This window comes from Paracoccus sp. FO-3, from assembly GCF_006386455.1.
Lineage (GTDB): Bacteria > Pseudomonadota > Alphaproteobacteria > Rhodobacterales > Rhodobacteraceae > Paracoccus > Paracoccus versutus.
In genome coordinates this window covers 1-17560 of record NZ_VCBQ01000098.1, presented here as the reverse complement: position 1 = coordinate 17560, position 17560 = coordinate 1, and the positions used below count along the sequence as shown (strand labels likewise).

Sequence of the window (17560 nt, the reverse complement as noted above, 5' to 3'; positions counted from 1 at the left end):
CGGAGGCAAGCAGCGGGGAAACCGGCGAAGGCCTTGCCCGCCTGTTCCCGTGCCGCGTCCCAACCTGCCATCGCTTCGCTTCCGAAGCACCGCCGTCAAGCTCATACCCAATCGTGATGACCACGGAATCTACGGTTTCCGTCCGAGGTGCCGAGGGAGGGCAAGGGGCTCCTTTGCGGACAGGCAACGGATCCTGCGCCCGGCGGCGGAGAAGATCGGCGCGGCATGGGGTCCAGCCCGCAGCGATGGCCCGGATGAGTTCGGGGTCAGCATGGCCCTGCGCGATCGGCACGACCGCTCCCTGCGTGGCGGATTGGCCGCGACGCCCCGAAGCTCATGCGCCTTGCCGGCGACAAGCCTGGGGCAAGGCTCTCGACAACCGGCCGTTCCGACGGGCGGCTCTAGGTCGCCATCGTTTCCCTTGCGCGCTGGACCAGCCCGCGCAGGTCGTCGAGGCTGTATTCGCCGAAAGCGCCTTCATCGCCGGCGACGAAGGTGGGGGTGCCGATCAGCCCCATGTGCTCGGCCAGCATATGGCTCATGGCGATGTGACGCTCGACCGGCTTGGCTGCCATGTCGCGCTCCAGCCGTGCGGTATCGAGGCCGATGTCGCGGGCGGCGCGCATCGTGGCGGCCTCGGTCACTCGCCCCCTGGTGCGGAACAGCGCGGTATGGAACTGCCAATACCGCCCCTGTTGCAACGAGGCCAGCGAGGCCCGTGCCGCGAAATCCGAATCCTCGCCGAAGACCGGCCATTCGCGAAACACCACCCGCAGCTTCGGGTCCGAGGTGATCAGCCGGTGCATCGGCTCGACCATCTTGCGGCAGAAGGGGCAGTTGTAGTCGAAGAACTCGGACAGGGTGATGTCGCCCTGCGGGTTGCCCAGAACCGGGGCGGTCGGGTCGCGTTCCAGCGACTGGCGCAGCGCCTCGGGCATCGGGTTGGCGCGCTCTTGCGCCAGGCCCGTGCGGGGCAGGACCGGCAGGGCCAGCAGGCTCGCGCCCGCAAGGACGAGGTGACGGCGTTGCATGATCTCTCCTTCATGGTTCCGCCCCCGGCGGGTGCGCCGGGAAGCGATGGCGGCGGGGATGTCCCGCCCTTTGTAGACCATCCTGCTCAGGACGTCCGCCGCGCCTCGGCGATGGCCCCGCGCAGGCGGGCCTCGTCCAGCGCGCCGGGATAAATTCTCTCTCCGATGATGAAGGCCGGCGTGCCGCGCAGCCCCAGCGCCGCCGCCTGCGCCGAGTTGCGCGCCAGCAGCCCGTCCCATTTGTCGCGCTCGGCGCGATAGGCGGCCAGCGCCGCGCCGGTGTCGATGCCGCCGTCGCCCAGCACCTGCCGGATCCGATCCTCGGAGAGCCTGGCTTCGGTCGCCATCAGCGCCTTGTGGGCCTGCGCGTAATCGCCCATCGACGCTGCCCCGAGGACCAGCTGGCTGGCCAGGACCGAGGGCGCGCCGAAGATCGGCCAGTCCTTCATCATCAGCCGGATGTCGCCGTCCTCGCCGACCACGCGGGTCAGCATCGAATGGCCCATCTTGCAATAGGGGCATTGGTAGTCGAAATATTCGACGATGGTCAGCGTGCCCGCGGGGTTGCCCAGGACCGGGTTGTCGGGGTCGTGCAGCACGTCGTCGGCGGTCATCTCGGCCGCGGCGGTGCCGCTGGCGCCGTTCCCGCCTCCCCTGCTCCGGGTCAGCAGGACGGCTCCTCCGGCAAGGCCCGCCAGGCCAAGGCCGGCTGTTCCGGCCAGGACGTGACGTCGGGTGATGCTCATGTCGTTCCTCCTGTCTGAACGGGGCCGGCAGCCAGCGCATCCGCGGGCGCGGGTTGCGGCAAGGGCTGGCCCGGCGGCACCGTGCCCTTGCCGGATTCCGCCTCGCTCAGCACGACGACCTTGGTCATGCTGCCGGTCTGTCCGGCCAGGTGGATGATGTCCTGGTTGAACAGCCGGATGCAGCCCGCCGAGGTCGCCTGCCCGATCGAGGCCGGGTCCATGGTGCCGTGGATGCGGTAATAGGTATCGCCCCGGCCGTTGTGCAGATAGAGCGCGCGGGCGCCCATCGGGTTGTCGATGCCGCCTTCCAGCCCCTTTTCCACCGGGCCGTAAAGCTCGGGCTGGGTCGCGACCATGTTGTCGGTGGGCTTCCAGCTTGGCCAATCGCGCTGATAGGGGATATGCGCCTCGCCGGTGAAGCCATAGCCGGCCGCGCCCACGGCGACGGCATAGCGCATCGCCTGGTTGCCGGGCCGGACCTGGTAGAGATAGCGGGCATGGGGATCGACGATGATCGTGCCGGGCTTTTCGTCGGTCCAGTAGTCCACGACCTGCCGCGCCTTGTCCTCGGCCAGCAGTCGCGGCGAGACGGCGGGGATGTGGTGGCCGTTATCCTCCATCGCGCCATACATGGCCGCCAGTTCGGGGCGGATGGCAGGCGTCGGTTCGGCGGGCGGCTCGGTCGAGGCGCAGGCGGCCAGGGCCAGAAGCATCGCGCCCGCCCATGCGGCATGTCCTCTCATCGCGAATCTCCTGTCGCCTGCGCGATCATCCGGGCGAGGGCGGCGCGCGAGATCTCGCCCGTCTGCGCCGCGACCAGCCGTCCCTTGGCGTCGAAGACCAGCGTCGAGGGCAGGCCGACCGCGCCCAGCACCCCCATCAGCCGGCCATGCGGATCGCGGATCATGCCTTCGCGGGGCAGGTTCTCGTCTCGCAGGAACGCCATGATCCGGGCCGCTTCCTCGCCCTGGTTGGCAAAGACGAACTCGACGCCGGGCATATTCGCAGCCAGGTCGGTCATCATCGGCATCTCGCGCCGGCAGGGCGGGCACCAGGTCGCCCAGAGGTTCAGAACCACCGGCCAGTCGCGTCCGCCCAGGTGCACGCCGCGCCCGTCCAGCGCGATCAGCTGCATGTCGGGGATGGTGACGGAAGGGCGCGGCAACGCGGCGATGACGGCCTGATGCCCGGCCAGCGCCGCCGCGCCACCCAGGACCAGCGGCAGGGCTGCGCCCCGCACCCGGCGCAGCAGCGCCAGCGACAGGACGGCGATGCCCCCGGCCCAGCCGGCAGCGGGCAGGAAACCGCCTTGCCAGAGCTTGAGCGCGTCCAGCGGATGCGCGGCGAATGCAGGCCAGTTGGCGATGACGAAGCCCACGCGCGCACCGACGATCCAGGCCAGCACGGCGATGCCGGCCCATCGGCCCGCGTCGCCTTTTTGCAGCCGCGCCGCGATCTCGATTACCGCGAAGAACAGCAGCAACGCCACGACTGCGGCGAAACGCGCGCCGTCGAAGACCAGCGGGCCGATCGAGATCGCGTTCATCGGGCCACCTTCCCGATCGAGGCCAGCAGCGCGCCGCTGTCCATTGCGCCGACCAGGCGGCTGCCCGCGGCCTCGGCGCGGCTGGCGTCGAGAAAGACCATGGTCGGCGGCCCGGCGGCGGCCAGATCCCGCATCAGCGCCTGCGCCTCGGCGTCGAAGGTGCTGACATCCAGCTTGATCGCCGCCAGACCGGCCAGCGCGGCATGAACCGCCGGATCGGCCAGCGGACCGCGCTCGATGGCGCGACAGGTCACGCACCAGTCGGCGGTGACGTAAAGCAGCGCCGGCCTGTCGCCCGCTGAGGTCAGCGCCTGATCCAGCCCGGCCCGCGTCGTGACCTCGGCGAATTGCGCCTCGGCCTGCGTCTGTATGGGGGCAGCACCGCCCACCAGCGGCGCCAGCGGGCGCAGCGGATCCTGCCCGCCAAGCGCCGCGCCGAGGCCCTGCACCAGACCGGCGAACAGCAGCAGGATGCCGAGCGCCGCGCCAAGGCGGCGGTTGCGGCGCGCGTCACCCTCCAACCGGTCCAGTGCGCCGAGGAAGACCGCCGTACCCACGAGCAAGACCGCCCAGAGCGCCAGCGTGACCGGCCCCGGCAGCTCCCGCCCCGCCAGCCAGATCGCGAAGCCCAGGAAGATCACCCCGAAGGCGCGCTTGGCACCCTCCATCCAGCCGCCGCTGCCGGGCAGGATGCGCGGGCCGAAAATCCCGATGGCCAGCAGCGGCAACCCCTGCCCCAGCCCCAGCGCGAACAGCGCCGCCGCGCCCAGCATCACCTCGCCGGTCTGCGCGATATAAAGCAGCGCCCCGGCCAGCGGCGCGGTCACGCAGGGCCCGACGATCAGCGCCGAGGTGAACCCCAGCAGCATCGCCCCGCCGACCGAGCCGCGGCGGCCGCCGATACGGCCCAGGCGGGCTTGCAGCGCCTGCGGCAGCTGCAGGTCGTAAAACCCGAACATCGACAGGGCCAGCGCCACGAAAAGCGCCGCGACGACCGCGGTGGCGGCGGGCGATTGCAGCACCGCCTGAAGGTTCGCCCCCGACCATGCCGCGGCAACGCCCAAGCTGCCGAAGGCCGCCGCCATCGCCAGCACATAGGCCCCGGCCAGCATGAGCCCGCGGCGGGCCGTCAGGCTCTCTCCTTGCCCGGCCAGCATGCCGGCAACGATGGGGAACATGGGAAAGACGCAGGGGGTAAAGGCCAGCAGCAGGCCGAAGCCCAGGAAACCGGCGATCACCAGCGCCCCGCCGCCGCGCGCGGCCAGGCCCTGCACCAGCCCCTGATCCTGCGCCAGGGTCAGCCCGCCATCAGAAACCGCCACGCCATCCGCGGGCCGCGGGCTCCAGCCCGAGCCGCCGGCACCCTTATCCGCCAGCACCCTGCCCTCCGCATCCAGCCGCACGCTTTGCGGCGCATAGCAGATGCCGTCCTGCTGGCAACCCTGCCAGCGCAGGGTGACGGGCTGGCCCGCGCGTTCCAGCCGCGCCTCGACCGCACCGCGATAGATCTGGCCCGCGCCGAAATAGGGATCGTCATGGCTCTCGCCCTCGGGCAGGGACAGCGGCAGGCTGCGATCTCCCGCCTCTGCCGCGAAGCCGCTGCGATAGAGGTAATAGCCCTCGGCGATGCGCCAGTTCAGCACCAGCGCGCCATCCTCGGCCGGGCTGACGCTCAGCGCAAAGGCGTCCTGGGGTTGCAGGGGCCGGGCCTGCGCCGCCGCCGGAAAACCGGCGAGCAGCAGCGGCAGCGCGGCCATCAGGAAAGCAAACAATCTCGTCATCATGCCGGGCTGGCTAGGGACGCGACCTTAAGCCCAGCTTAAGCTCCGCCGACGAAAGCGTGATCGTCAAGCCAAGGGAGAACGCCATGCGCCTGCTGATCGTCGAGGACGACCCGGTCCTATCCGATGGGCTTACCGTCGGGCTGGGGCTTTCGGGCTTCAATGCCGATGCGGTCGGCACCCTTGCCGATGCCCGCGCGGCGCTGGCGGGCGGCGGTTTCGCGGGCGTGGTCCTGGACATCATGCTGCCCGACGGCTCGGGGCTGGAGCTGCTGGCCGAATTGCGACGGGCGGGCGAACGGCTGCCGGTGCTGCTGCTGACCGCCCGCGACCGGGTGCGCGACCGGGTCCTGGGGCTGGACGCGGGGGCGGACGACTACCTGGGCAAGCCCTTCGACCTCGATGAACTCGCCGCCCGGCTGCGCGCCATGCTGCGCCGGCAGGAAGGCCGCGCGGCGGCGGTGATCGAGTGGAACGGGCTCAGCCTCGACCCCGCCACACAGGCCGGGCGGATCGGCGGGCGCGAGCTGCGCTTTTCGCGCCGAGAATTCACCATCCTGCACGCCCTGGCCGAGCATCCGGGCCGCATCCTGTCCAAGACCCAGCTGGAAGAGCGGCTTTACGGCTGGCAGGAGGATGTCGAAAGCAACACGGTCGAGGTCCATGTCCACCACCTGCGCGCCAAGCTGGGCCGGGCGTTCATCGAAACCGTCCGCGGCGCGGGATACCGGCTGGCGGCGGCAGGGAAAGGGCAGCGGACATGATCTCGATCCGCAGGCGGCTGCTGACCATCCTGCTGCTGGCGACCGGCGCGATCTGGCTGTCGGCCGTCATCTGGATCCAGCATTCGACCCGCACCGAGGTCGGCCATGTGCTGGACCGGCGCCTGCAGGAATCGGCGCAGATGGTCGCCTCGCTGATCCGCCGGGGCGGCGGCATCGCCGGGCCGGAGGCGGCGGCGCTGGCCGAGGCCGCCCCGGCCCTGGCCGAGACCGGGCGCGGTTTCGCCCGCCAGCTGATCTGCCAGGTCTGGGGCTTCGACGGCCAGCTGAAAAGCCAATCCGACGGCGCGCCCGCGGGGCGGCTGGCCCGGCAGGAAGGCTTCAGCGAGCGCGCGGTCGATGGCGAGGTCTGGCGCGTCTATACCCATGTCGACCGGGATCTGGGCATCCGCGTCATGGTCGGCGATGCGCGGTCCATGCGCGACCGGCTGGTGCATGGCGTGGCGATGGGGCTTCTGGCCCCGGCCATGCTGGTCCTGCCGCTGCTGGCGGCGCTGATCTGGCTGGCGGTGCGCAGCGGGCTTGCGCCGCTGGACCGGCTGGCGCAGGCGCTGTCGCGCCGCCCCGCGACCGACCTGAGCCCGCTGGGAGAGACCCGCGCGCCCGCCGAACTGCGCCCGATGATCGAGGCGCTGAACGGCCTCTTCCACCGGGTCGAGGGGCTGCGCGAGCGCGAGCGCAGCTTTACCGCCTTTGCCGCGCATGAGCTGAAGACGCCACTGGCCGGGCTGAAGACCCAGGCGCAGGTCGCGACGCTGGCCCCCGATGCCGCGACGCGCGACCGGGCGCTGGCGCAGATCGCGCAAGGCGTCGACCGCACCGACCGCATGGTGCGCCAGCTTCTGGACATGACCGCGGCCGAGAATGCCGTCGACGGCACGGCTCCGGCCGAGGACGGCGCAAGGATCCTTGCCGATGTGGCCGGCGAACTGGCCGGGCTGGCGCAGGCCCGCGGCGTCGCGCTGCGGCTGGAAACCGGCACCGCCTGGCGCAGCACGCAGGCGGCGCTGCTGGCGCCGGCGCTGCGCAACCTGCTGGAGAATGCGATCCTCGCCTCGCCCAAGGGGGCGAGCGTCGAGGCGCGGCTGACGCGCGAGGGCGAGAGGATCCGCTTCAGCGTGCTGGACCGCGGCCCCGGCATCGCCGAGGCCGACCGCCCCCATATCACCGAGCGCTTCTACCGCGGCGCGGCCAGCCCTTCGGGCGGCGGCAGCGGGCTGGGCCTCGCCATCGTCGCGGCGGCTGTCGAGGCGATGGGGGGCGAGCTGCGCCTGTCGCCGCGCAAGGGCGGCGGCGAGCAGGCCGAAATCATCCTGCCCGCCGCGCCTGCTTGAGCCTCCCACGCCCTCCAGAGCGACATCCCCTGCTTGAGGCGCTGCGCGAAAGCTCCGAAAGCCGCGGTTGACCGGCAAGCGGGCCGTCGCGGGGCGGTTCCTGGTCCCGCCGGCCGTCCGGCGGGGCCATCCGCGGCGCATCACCATCGCGAAGGTCGAAGGCCCGGCCCTCGCGGCGAAGTCACGCCCCTGCCCGCGTCAGCTTCTCGATCTCATCCGCGCCCAGCGTCAGCGCCGCGGCCTTGGCGAAGCTTTCGACCTGCGCCACCGTCGTCGCGCTGGCGATCGGCGCGGTCACGCCGGGCTGCGCCATCAGCCAGGCCAGCGCCACCTCGGCGGGCTTCGCACCATGGGCGCCGGCGACCTCGTCCAGCGCGGCAAGGATCGCCATGCCCCTGGGCGTCAGGTATTTCCCGACCCCGCCGCCGCGGGCGGATCGGCCCAGGTCGGCCGCCGAGCGGTATTTCCCCGACAGGAACCCGGCGGCGAGGCTGTAATAGGTCACGACGCCGATCCCCTCGGCCAGGCAGAGATCGCGCAGCCGCCCCTCGAACCCGTCGCGGTCATAGAGATTGTATCCGGGCTGCAGCACCTGGTAGCCCGGCAGGCCGGCATCCCGCGCGGCCCTGAGCGACTCCCCAAGCTGCGCCGCATCGACATTGGACACGCCGATGGCGCGGATCTTGCCGGCCTGCCGCAGCTTGTCGAAGGCCCCCAGCGTTTCCTGATAGCTGGTGCCGAGCGGGTCGGGCCAATGCGCGAAGTAAAGGTCGATGGCCTCGATCCCCAGCCGCTGCAGCGAGGCGTCGCAGGCGGGCAGGATATGCGCCTCGGTCAAGCCGCCCTCGTGCGGGGCGCCGGTGATCGAGCCGACCTTGGTGAAGATCGTCACCCGGTCGCGCATGCCGGGGCGGGCCTTCAGCCAGTTGCCGATGATCGTCTCGGATTCGCCGCCCCTGTTGCCGGGCGCCCAGGCGGAATAGCAATCCGCCGTGTCGATGGCATCGAAGCCGTGATCGACGAAAGCGTCCAGCACGGCGAAGCTCTGCGCCTCGTCGATGGTCCAGCCGAAGACATTGCCGCCGAAGACCAGCGGCATGATCCTCAGCCCGCTCCTGCCCAGATCGCGACGTTCCATGGGGGCCTCCATCCGATGTTGGTTCCGAAGGCCAGTTCCACCACGTCCGCGTGCCGGCGGCAAGCGCGGCAGGAAGGCCGGCAGCTTTCATGCAGGCCTTCGCAAGGGGCTAGTCGCCCCTGGGCAACGGCGACAGCCGGCCCATGGGTCGCGATGGCGCCGGATCACGCCGGCGCCATCCCAAGTCCCCGTCAGTGCGACCGCCCGTGGACGATGCCGTTGGGCCGATCACCGACCGGGATCGTCCGAATGACCGTGCCGCTTGCCGCCTCGATCACCGAGATGCTGTCCTCGGCGGTGTTGGTCACGAAGACATGCGCCCCATCGGCCGAGGCCGACACGCCATGGGCGCCCTTGCCGGCGGTGACGGTCCGCACCACCCGGCCGGTCGCCGTGTCGATCATCGAGACGGTGTCGTTCGGCTCTGCCTCGCTGCCCTGGTTGGCCACGTAGACCCAGCGGCCGTCCGCGGTCGCCAGGACCTGGATCGGACCCGGCCCCACATCCACCTTGCCGGTGACCTGGCGGGACCGGGTGTCGATGACCGCCACCCGGTTCTCGTCGCGAAGCGAGACATAGACCTGGTCGCCCGAAGGCGTGAAGCCGACCTGAACCGGCCCGGCGCCGACCGGAATGCGGGCGAGTTCGGCCAGCCCGGCCGTATCGATCACGGACACCGACCCGTCCCGGACATTGGCGACGTAGAGCTGCGCCTCGTCCGGGCTGAGCCGCAGGCCGTGCGGATAGCCGCCCGTCGCGATGCGCGCGACCACCTCGGCCCGCGCCAGATCGACCACGGCGATCGCGTCGCCGCCGGCCAGGGACACATAGGCGCGCCCCAGCCGGTCGGCGACCACATGGGCCGGATGCGGCCCCACCGCGACCGCCGCCACCGGCGCCGCAAGGTCTTGCGGATCAATCATGACCAGCAGCCCTTCGCCTGCGTCTGCGCCAACGCCCGCGCCATGCCCGTGGCCCTGCGATCCGTGGTCGCCCTGGGCCGCGGGATCGCCGACTGCCAGCAGCAGCCCGCCGTCCGGCGTCAGATCGACGTTATGCGGGGCGATGGGAAGCGAGACCGTGGCGGCCGCCCCGGTGCCCAGGTCGACGGCGCTGATGGAATTGCCGCCTTCGTTGGCGGAATAGACGGCGCCCCCCAGAGGCGCGGCGGCGGCCGCTTCCCCGCCTGCCCTGGCCTCCAGCCAGGCTTGCATCTCGGCAATCTCGCGTTCCTGCGCCTCGATGATCTGGGCGGCCCATGCCTGCGTCTGCGGATCGTCCCCGTATTGCCGGACGATCCGGGCCATGTCGATCGCACCCTGATGGTGCGGGATCATGCCCTGGACAAAGGCCAGGTCGGGGTCATCGGCCATGATCCCCTCCATCATCGGCCCATGCATGTCGTTCATCGCCGCGACATTGGCCTTGGTGAAATCGGGAAGGTCGGCGGCGGCGGGCGACACCGCGGTCTGGGGCGCCTGCCCGATTTGCGCCGGGGGGTTCCCGGAGTGGTGGGCGTCATGCCCGGCTTGCGCCAGGGCAAGGCCGGGCAGCCCGGCCAGCAGCCCGACGGAAAGGGCGATTGCGGCTTGTCTCATTGTTGTCATCCTTTGGCAGCGCGGAACCGGCGCCGCCTTGGGGCGCGGGATTCCGCCTTCGTCGATTGGACCGGCAGAGGGGGGACGCCCTCTGCCATGCGCGATTCAGGCAGTCGCAATCGGACGTGGCGGCCTCAGGATGCCCGCGGGGATGCGCCCCTGGCGATCCGGCCCTCTGACGCCAAGGTGGCCGTTTTCCGGCGAGGGCGGCAGGGCCTGGGTTTCGGGAAGGATGGCAGCGGCCAAGCAGGCCTGGCAGCAATCGAACAGGCCCGGTCCGGCCGGGTCGGGATCGCAATGATCGGCGGCAGCCCCGTCGCCCGGTCCATGGGCATGCGGGCAAGGCTGCGCCATTGCCGCGGCGGCGACGTCATGATGCAGGGAATACCCGTGCGGACCGGCATGCGCCACCGGCAGCAAAAGGACGCCGCCCAAGGCCAGCAGCAGCAGCGCGACCGACAGAAGGCGCAACCGGAACGCCGCCCGCAGGCGCGGGCCGGAACAGGATCGGGGCGGTCTGGTCACGGGGCGGGCGATCATGGCGGCCTTCGATCAGATCTCCTTGGCGCCGTGGAAGCGGGCATAGGTCTTGCGGCCCGAGGCGTCGAACAGCAGCACGTCGTAGGATTCGGGCTCGGTGCCGGGCAGGTCCATGCCGGGCGAGCCGGCGGGCATTCCCGGCGCGGCAAGGCCGATGGCCTGCGGCCGCTCGGCCAGAAGGCGGCGGATGGCCGTTGCCGGGACATGGCCCTCGATCACATAGCCCGCGACCTCGGCCGTGTGGCAAGAGGCCAGGTCGGGCGGCACGCCCAGCCGTTCCTTGAGGGCGAAGACCTCGTCCGAGTTCACCGCGCGGACCGGAAAGCCGGCGGCGCGCATGTGGTCGATCCAGCCGCCGCAGCAGCCGCAACCGGGATCCTTGGTCACTGTCACCAGCGGCAGCGTTTCGGCCCGCAGCCGGCCAGGCAGGGCGAACGCCAGGGGAAGGACGGCCGCGGCCATCAGGACGGCGCGCCGGCTCAGGGTGTGATTTCGCATCGTCAAACCTCGCTTGCGGATGGCATTCTTCCGCCATGCCGCGCGGGACGCCAGCCACGATAAGGTGAACGGGCGCCCGCATTCCGCGGCATGGTGTCGCGAGCGCCCTGGGGCCGGCGGCTCCGCCCGATCCCCAGGGCCTGGGGCCGGCGCGGCCGGAGGGGCGCGCGGCCGCCGCCGTCATTCGCCTGCGCCGGCCTGGGCCATCGCTTCCAGCAGTTCGGTGCCGTTCTTGCCGGCGGCATCCATCTCGGCCGCCCATTCCTGCGCCGCCTTCAGCAGCCGCTCGCGCCATAGCTGGACCTCGGCCTCGGGCAGTTCCGACACGGTCAGCTCGCCGCTGGCGATCAGGCTTTGGCGGATGTTCTCGTCATCCTCGTCCGTCCAGGCGCAAAAGCTCTGCTGCACGGGAAGGCCGGCCGCGGTGATCGCCTGCTGCACGTCCTCGGGCAAGGCCGCAAACCGGCTTTCGCTCATCCCGACGAACCAGCTGGAGACGCCGAACTTCACCCCGCCGACCTCATGCCTCAGCTTGCCGCCAAGCTTGTAGGCGTTGGTGCTGGAATAGGGGAAAAGCGCCCCGTCGACGGTTCCGCGCGACACGGAATCGTAAAGCTCCGACGCGGTGATGCTGATCGGGATGCTGCCCACGGCCCGCAGCGCCCTGGGCAGGGCGGAGCCCGCGGCATAGATCTTGAGCCCGCCCGCGTCGCCAAGCGAGGCGACCGGCTTCGATGACGTCATGTAGCGCTGCGGCGCCGTGGTCATCGCAAACACCACCCGCAGGCCCTGCGCGCCATATTCGGCCGCATCCAGGGCGCCGCCGGGCCTTGCCAGTTCCCAATATTTCTCGGCCGCCTCGCAGGTGGTGTCGTAGAAGCTGGAGAACTCGGTCACGCCGGTCAGCGGGAACTTGTCGGGCGCGTAAAGCGGCACGATCATCGCCATGTCGGCGATCCCCGAGCGCAGCAGCCCATAGGCATCCCGGCCCAGCTGGTTGGCGGGATAGACCTCGAACTGCACGCGCCCGTCGGTCGCCTCGGTGATGGAATCGAGCATCTTCTTGATGCCCAGTTCCCAGGAATAATGGGTCTCGGGCAAGGGATGCGCCACTTTCAGCGTGATCGTCTCTTGCGCCACGGCGGGGGTGCCGCCCAGGGCAAGGGCCATCGCCGCGACGCGAAAGGCGGGGAAAACAACCGATCTCATTCATTCCTCCCTATGAGCTGGTCTTGTGGTCAAGCGAGCGCAGCACGGAAAAGCCGCTTGCGCGCTCGATGATCTTGCCCGCAGCCAGCAGGACGTCCTCGCGGAACCACCGCGCGACCAGCTGGACGCCGACCGGAATGCCATCCGCCAGGCCGGTCGGCACCGCCAGGCCCGGCAGGCCGAGCGTGGCCACCGTGGTCAGGCAGGACAGGTCGCGGATCATTTCGCGATAGCGCTCGGGCGTGTGCTGGTCCTCGTCCAGCGGAATGCGGTGGCGCCACGAGACGGGGGTCAGCATCAGGTCATGATCGGCAAGATGCAGCGACCAGGCGCGCGCGATGGCAAGCTTGCGCTGGTAGGCGGCAAGCGCCTCGTCGGTGTCGCGCGGCGCCGACATCTGCAGGATGTTGTCGAACACCTTGCGGGCCATGCGGTCCCCGGTCTTGTCGATGCCGGCCTGCGCCCGCCGGCTGTCGTCGACGGCCATGCGGTTGCGCATCTCTTCCAGCTCGTCGAAATGCGGCGGCATCCCCTCTTCGACGATGCAGCCCGCCTCGCTCAACGCCGCCGCCGCCTGGTCCAGCGCCGCCGCCACCGCCGGGTCGGCGCCGCGGTCCCCCCAGCGGCGGAACAGCGACACCCGCAGGGGCGCGGGGATCGCCTGCTCCAGGGGCGCCGGAACCCATTGCGGATCGCGCGGATCGGGCTGGCCGAAGACCGCCAGCGCCAGTTGCGCATCGCGCACCGTGCGCGTGATCGGCCCCCAGACCGAGGTCAGCTGGTTGGTCAGGTTCCGCTCGGCCCTTTCGCTGGCGTTGCGGACCGCGACCCGCCCGGCCGTCGGCCGCAGGCCCACGACGCCGCAGGACCAGGACGGCAGCCGGATGGAACCGCCCCGGTCGCTGGCGACATGGATCGGCCCCAGCCCCAGCGCCGCAGCCGCGGCCGCCCCGCCGCTGGAGCCGCCCGCCGAGGCGGTCGCGTCGAAGGGATTCAGCGTCCGGCCGTAAAGCTCGTTATCGGTGAAGCCGCGCATCGAGAAGCACGGCGCATTGCTTTTCCCGATATAGATCGCACCGGCGCGGCGCAGGTGGCCGACAGCCGGGGCATCCTCGGCCGCCAGGTTGTCGCGCATCGCCGCCGAGCCGAAATCGGTGATCTTGCCGGCCACGTCGGTATCCAGCTTGACGGTAAAGGGAACCCCGTGCAACGGCCCCGCCGGCCCATCCTGGGCCAGCCGCCGGTCGGCGTCGCGGGCCATGGCGCGGGCCTCGTCGGCCTCGACCGAGGTCAGGGCGTTATGGGCCGCGTTCACCTCTTGCACCCGGTCCAGGACCGAATCGACGGCCTCGGCGCAAGAGATTTCGCGCCGGCGTATCCGGTCGGACAGTTCAGCCGCATCCATCATCCAGAATGGAAGCATGAATCACTCCTCCGCTGTGGCTAAGCGATGCAAACGCATTGCAGGATCGACGAGATCGCAGAGGGGTGGCCGGTTCCTCCGCGATGTCCTGACTTCTTTCGGCGCCCTTGCGCCATCCCAGGCATCATCTACGGCGGTCAGGCTATTGCCCGGCCCCGGTCTCTTCAATTTCCTTTTCCGAAAGCCGCGATTTTGCAGGACAGAATTCGGCTTGGCCGCATGGGTGCGGGCCAGCTCGACATGGCCGATGTCGATGCCGCGCAATGCCGCCATGGGCGTCGACATGGACCGGCACCAAAACGGCGGCGAAGATGATGAAGATCTTGCGCCCGCCGGATCCGGGGCCGCCAGCCGATCAGCGCCGAAAGTCCCGTCCTGGGGACGCCCCTGGATATGGCGCTGCGACCAGCGCCGCGGGCCGGTTCGGCAACAGCCCGGCCGCCCCGCCCCGCCCTGGGAAACCGGCTTCTACGACGCCAGCCAGTTCTGCGCCGCTGCCGGGCGGCGGTCACGGCCAAGGGCTGGGGGCGTCATATGGTCTTCGATGTCGAGCCGTCTCAGCGCCGCGAGTGCGCTTTTCGCCATTTCGGGGGAAACCCGGCCGGTGGAATCGCCACCGGCAATTCGGATCAGCGCCTGGGTGATGGTATCCGCGCCGATCGGCGTTCCGGCCCGCGCAAGACGCAGAATCACCCGGCCGAGCGTGAAGGCAATCATGTCAGGGTTATTAGTGTAAAGCAAATCGTCACCCTCCCAATAATGTCAACCGCTTGCAAAGAATCCCCAAGCGAGAACCAATCTATAGTTGCATGTTTGCCAATCCATTCATCCAAGGCAACCATGTTGAATGCCGGGAAACCTGGAGAAAAAGGCAAGTCGCGCGCAAGGTTGGGGGAAAATGTTCATGCCGGCACAACCCAGGCGATAGCCGGGCGGGCATCCAGGGGGCCGCAGGATGCGCAAGGGCGATGTTTACTTGACGTCACGCCTGAACCACTCGGTGGATCGAACCTGGCATTTATGGTATTCGGCACCCCGAACTGTTAGCGGAAACTCTCAGCATATGTTGGCATACATCCTGGCCGGCGTCATCGGAGGCATGACGTCGGCGGTCATCACTCTTGCACTCGGCTGCGCGTGGGTTGCGGCACTCTTGTGTTACGTCGGCTTCGGCATTGCCGGGCTTACCCTGGCGGCGCTGCCGCGGATGGCGGTCCCGTCCTGGGCAAATGGCCGGACCGGGTCGCCGGAATGCGGCCCGATGAACGATCTGGGACGGGCCGGATAATCGCCCCCCTGCGATGACGGGCGGATGGCGCCCTTGGATCGCGCCGAATCCCGCCGATCCCAATACAACCGGAAAGATATACATTTAGCCAGCTACACGCTTCGGGAGACGGGAGCATAATGGATCTATTCATTATGCTCCGTTTCACCGTGTCGTGGTTTCCGATTCTCGCGAACTGGCTGTTATTGGAGTAGACCATGACCTACCAAAACCGCGGCAGCAGGAATCTCTGCACCGATGCGACCAGCGCCTTTCGCAAGCTGCTGACCAAAACCGGCCGCCCGCCCAGCCTTGACGAGGTGGCGGCGGCGCTCGAGATCCCGCCCGAAACCCTGGCTTCCGTCTTTCGCGACGAGGCGCATCTGATGGAGATGGCGGTCGAAAGCGCGCTGCTGCGCCTGCACGACCGCTGCATCCGGGCGACGACGGTGATCGACGGCGCCGACCCGATGGCGCAGCTCAAGGCCCTGGCCGACGCCTATATCGACTGGGCCATCGACCATCCCGGCGTGTTCTTGGCCCTGCATTCGCCGACGCTGGGCGCGCTGCGAAAGAACGCCCGCGTCACCCGCTTCGAGCAGGCGGTGATCGCGCTGATGCAGCGGCTGATCGCCCGCGCGCAGCAGGACGGCCTGCTGGCCGGGCGGGACGATCCGGGGATGCTTGCGGAACTGATCCGCTCGTTCATCTGCGGCGCGCTGCACAAGGCGATGCTGGAACGGCTGCCGGGGGAAAAGCCGGGTCCGGGGGATCTGGCCGAGATGCGCGAAAACCTGCGGCTGCTTCTGCAGCGGCTGGCCGCCTAGCCCGACAATCGACGCGCCGGGCGCGATCTAGGGCAGCCGCGCCTGGATCAGGCGCCACCAGCACTCGATGCTGGGCTCCTGCAGCAGTTCCCGCGCGCCAAGCGTGATGCCCGCCTGCTTCAGTTCCCCACTAGCGTCATCACGGAAAGCGAATCCAGGCCCGGAAACAGCAGGTTCTCGTCGGCCGGGCTTGGCGCGGTCGAGGAACCCGAGGGCTGCTATTTCGACTACCTGGGCCGGCTGGGCCCCGTCCCGGCCGAGGCGGCGGACCGCGGCTGGTGGCGCGCGCGGCTGCGCGATCTGCCGCCCCCGCCATCCCTGCCGCTGAACGACGCTGCGCCGGCGCCGGAAAGCACCCGGCTTTCGGCCCTGCTTTCGCCGGCCCCGGCCGCGGCGCTGCGAAGCCTGGCGCGGGAACTGCCGGTCACGCAAACCTCGCTTTACCTGGTGGTCTTTGCCGCCGTTCTGGCGCGGGCGACGGGCGACCGGGCCTTTCGCCTGACGCTGCCGGGCTTTTTCCGCACCCTGGTGATGCGCGACGCCTCGCGGCTGGTCGGGGATTGCACCAATATCCTGCCGCTCGGCCTGCGGGTGGGACCGGGGGCCACGCTGGCCGGGCTGGCGCGCGAGATCGCCGAGGCGCTGTCGCACCAGGCCTGCCCCGGCGTCGCCGTGCTGCGCGAGATGCCGCGCGGCGGGCAGGGCGCGGACTCCGCGCCGGTGGTCTTTACCAGCGGGCTCGACCTGGACGGGGCGCAGCGCCAGCTGCTCAGCCCCCGCGTCGGCCGGCTGTTCGGGCGGGCTGGTCTGGAGCGTCTCGCAGGCGCCGCAGGTGGCGCTGGACGTGCAGGTGGCCGCGCTGGCCGAAGGCGTGCTGCTGAACTGGGATCTGCGGCTTGACGCGCTGCCCGAGAATTGGGTCCGCGCCGGTTTCGATGCCTGCCACGCGGCGCTGTGCCGGCTGGCCGATGCGCCCGCCCTGGCGGCGTCGCCGCTGTCGGACTGGCTGCCGGCGCCGACGCGGATGCGGCGGCTGGGCGATCTGCAAAAGGCCTATCTGCTGGGCCGCGAGGGCGAAGTGCCCCTGGGCCGCACCGCCATGCAGGAATATCGCTGCTATCGCGGCCTGCTGGATGCCGGGGCCCTGGCGATCCGGGCCAGGGCGCTGATCGCCCGGCACGAGGCGCGGCGCAGCGGGCTCGACCCCGCCCATTCCGCGCTGCGCGTGCTGGACGCGGCCGAGGTGCGGCTCTCGGCCCTGCGGGACGAATTCGCCCACGCGCCGCTGCCGCTGGACGGGCTGCTGTGGCGGCTGGTGCTGGTGGACATGCCGCAGGCGGATGACCAAGCGCTGCTGGTCAAGATGGACGCGCTGGAAGCATGCCCCCCGGTCTCGCGGGGGCTTGCAGCGCTGTCCCGCTCGCCGGCGGCGGCCTATTACCTTTACACCTCGGGCACCACCGGGCGGCCGAAATGCGTGGTGCTGAACAATCGCGCCACCGCCAACGTCGTCGGCCATACGCTGGACGCCTGGGTGATCCGCGCCAAGGACGTGGTGATCTCGGTCACGCCGCTGCATCACGACATGTCGGTCTTCGACCTGTTCGGCACGCTGGCCGCCGGCGCGCGGTTGGTCATGCCGTTGCCGACCGAGGAAAAGGACGCGGTCGCCTGGAACCGCCTGGTGCGCGACCACGGCGTGACCGTCTGGTGCTCGGTTCCCGCCATCGTCGAGATGCTGCTGGCCTGCGCGCCCCAGGACGGGCTCGGCTCGCTGCGGCTGGTGGCGCGGGGCGGCGACTACATCAAGCCCGCGGTGATCGACCGGCTGCGCCGGCTG

At 70.3% G+C, this 17560-nt stretch carries 17 protein-coding genes; 5 read left to right on the top strand and 12 right to left on the bottom strand.

The genetic code is table 11. The features are described from left to right. Positions 1-401: 401 nt before the first annotated feature. The 5 genes from FE811_RS20990 to dsbD form a co-directional block, all read right to left on the bottom strand. On the bottom strand, positions 402-1031 hold the full coding sequence (locus tag FE811_RS20990) for a DsbA family protein (protein WP_116222861.1): 630 nt from the start codon (positions 1029-1031) through the stop codon (positions 402-404). Positions 1032-1117: 86 nt separating this feature from the next. After that, positions 1118-1777, bottom strand: a complete 660-nt coding sequence (locus FE811_RS20985) for a DsbA family protein (protein ID WP_116222724.1) — start codon at positions 1775-1777, stop codon at positions 1118-1120. Next, entirely contained in the window at positions 1774-2520 is a 747-nt protein-coding gene (locus FE811_RS20980; protein ID WP_116222723.1) for a L,D-transpeptidase, read from the bottom strand. The genes FE811_RS20985 and FE811_RS20980 overlap by 4 nt, the downstream gene beginning before the upstream one ends. Continuing rightward, complete coding sequence (locus FE811_RS20975) at positions 2517-3323, bottom strand: TlpA disulfide reductase family protein (protein WP_116222722.1); 807 nt, start codon at positions 3321-3323, stop codon at positions 2517-2519. The genes FE811_RS20980 and FE811_RS20975 overlap by 4 nt, the downstream gene beginning before the upstream one ends. After that, positions 3320-5107 (bottom strand): protein-disulfide reductase DsbD, encoded by a 1788-nt coding sequence (gene dsbD, locus FE811_RS20970; protein ID WP_255469796.1) that lies wholly within the window; start codon positions 5105-5107, stop codon positions 3320-3322. Before dsbD ends, FE811_RS20975 begins: the two co-directional genes overlap by 4 nt. A gap of 83 nt (positions 5108-5190) precedes the next feature. On the opposite strand from dsbD, the gene FE811_RS20965 reads away from it, so the two are divergent. Together FE811_RS20965 and FE811_RS20960 are read left to right on the top strand one after the other, a co-directional pair. After that, positions 5191-5868: a response regulator transcription factor gene (locus tag FE811_RS20965; protein ID WP_116222720.1), complete on the top strand. Its 678-nt coding sequence runs from the start codon at positions 5191-5193 to the stop codon at positions 5866-5868. Next, positions 5865-7220 carry an ATP-binding protein gene (locus FE811_RS20960; RefSeq protein ID WP_140848624.1) on the top strand — a complete coding sequence of 452 codons (1356 nt, stop codon included), beginning with the start codon at positions 5865-5867 and terminating at the stop codon, positions 7218-7220. The genes FE811_RS20965 and FE811_RS20960 overlap by 4 nt, the downstream gene beginning before the upstream one ends. A 181-nt stretch (positions 7221-7401) precedes the next feature. Here FE811_RS20960 and FE811_RS20955 read toward each other — a convergent pair whose 3' ends face one another. The 7 genes from FE811_RS20955 to FE811_RS20925 form a co-directional block, all read right to left on the bottom strand. After that, positions 7402-8358: an aldo/keto reductase gene (locus FE811_RS20955; RefSeq protein WP_116222860.1), complete on the bottom strand. Its 957-nt coding sequence runs from the start codon at positions 8356-8358 to the stop codon at positions 7402-7404. Between the two features lie 191 nt (positions 8359-8549). Beyond that, positions 8550-9956: a DUF305 domain-containing protein gene (locus tag FE811_RS20950; protein ID WP_244295297.1), complete on the bottom strand. Its 1407-nt coding sequence runs from the start codon at positions 9954-9956 to the stop codon at positions 8550-8552. 552 nt (positions 9957-10508) lie between these two features. Further along, positions 10509-10994 (bottom strand): DUF411 domain-containing protein, encoded by a 486-nt coding sequence (locus tag FE811_RS20945; RefSeq protein ID WP_072462587.1) that lies wholly within the window; start codon positions 10992-10994, stop codon positions 10509-10511. 180 nt (positions 10995-11174) lie between these two features. Then, positions 11175-12203, bottom strand: coding sequence for a hypothetical protein (locus tag FE811_RS20940; RefSeq protein WP_116222716.1), 1029 nt, complete (start codon positions 12201-12203; stop codon positions 11175-11177). A gap of 10 nt (positions 12204-12213) precedes the next feature. Then, positions 12214-13626, bottom strand: coding sequence for an amidase (locus FE811_RS20935; protein WP_116222715.1), 1413 nt, complete (start codon positions 13624-13626; stop codon positions 12214-12216). A gap of 3 nt (positions 13627-13629) precedes the next feature. After that, the gene (locus FE811_RS20930; RefSeq protein WP_139293995.1) at positions 13630-13911 is read right to left on the bottom strand and encodes a hypothetical protein; all 282 of its coding nucleotides are present in this window, start codon (positions 13909-13911) and stop codon (positions 13630-13632) included. A 183-nt stretch (positions 13912-14094) separates the two neighbouring features. Beyond that, the gene (locus tag FE811_RS20925) at positions 14095-14343 is read right to left on the bottom strand and encodes a hypothetical protein (RefSeq protein WP_114537831.1); all 249 of its coding nucleotides are present in this window, start codon (positions 14341-14343) and stop codon (positions 14095-14097) included. A gap of 768 nt (positions 14344-15111) precedes the next feature. Here FE811_RS20925 and FE811_RS20920 point away from each other — a divergent pair. The 3 genes from FE811_RS20920 to FE811_RS20910 form a co-directional block, all read left to right on the top strand. Further along, entirely contained in the window at positions 15112-15720 is a 609-nt protein-coding gene (locus FE811_RS20920) for a TetR/AcrR family transcriptional regulator (protein WP_116222713.1), read from the top strand. A gap of 42 nt (positions 15721-15762) precedes the next feature. After that, the gene (locus tag FE811_RS20915; RefSeq protein WP_116222712.1) at positions 15763-16620 is read left to right on the top strand and encodes a condensation domain-containing protein; all 858 of its coding nucleotides are present in this window, start codon (positions 15763-15765) and stop codon (positions 16618-16620) included. Next, a partial coding sequence (locus FE811_RS20910) for an AMP-binding protein (RefSeq protein WP_219848915.1) occupies positions 16553-17560 on the top strand: 1008 nt, incomplete at its 3' end. The genes FE811_RS20915 and FE811_RS20910, both read left to right, overlap by 68 nt.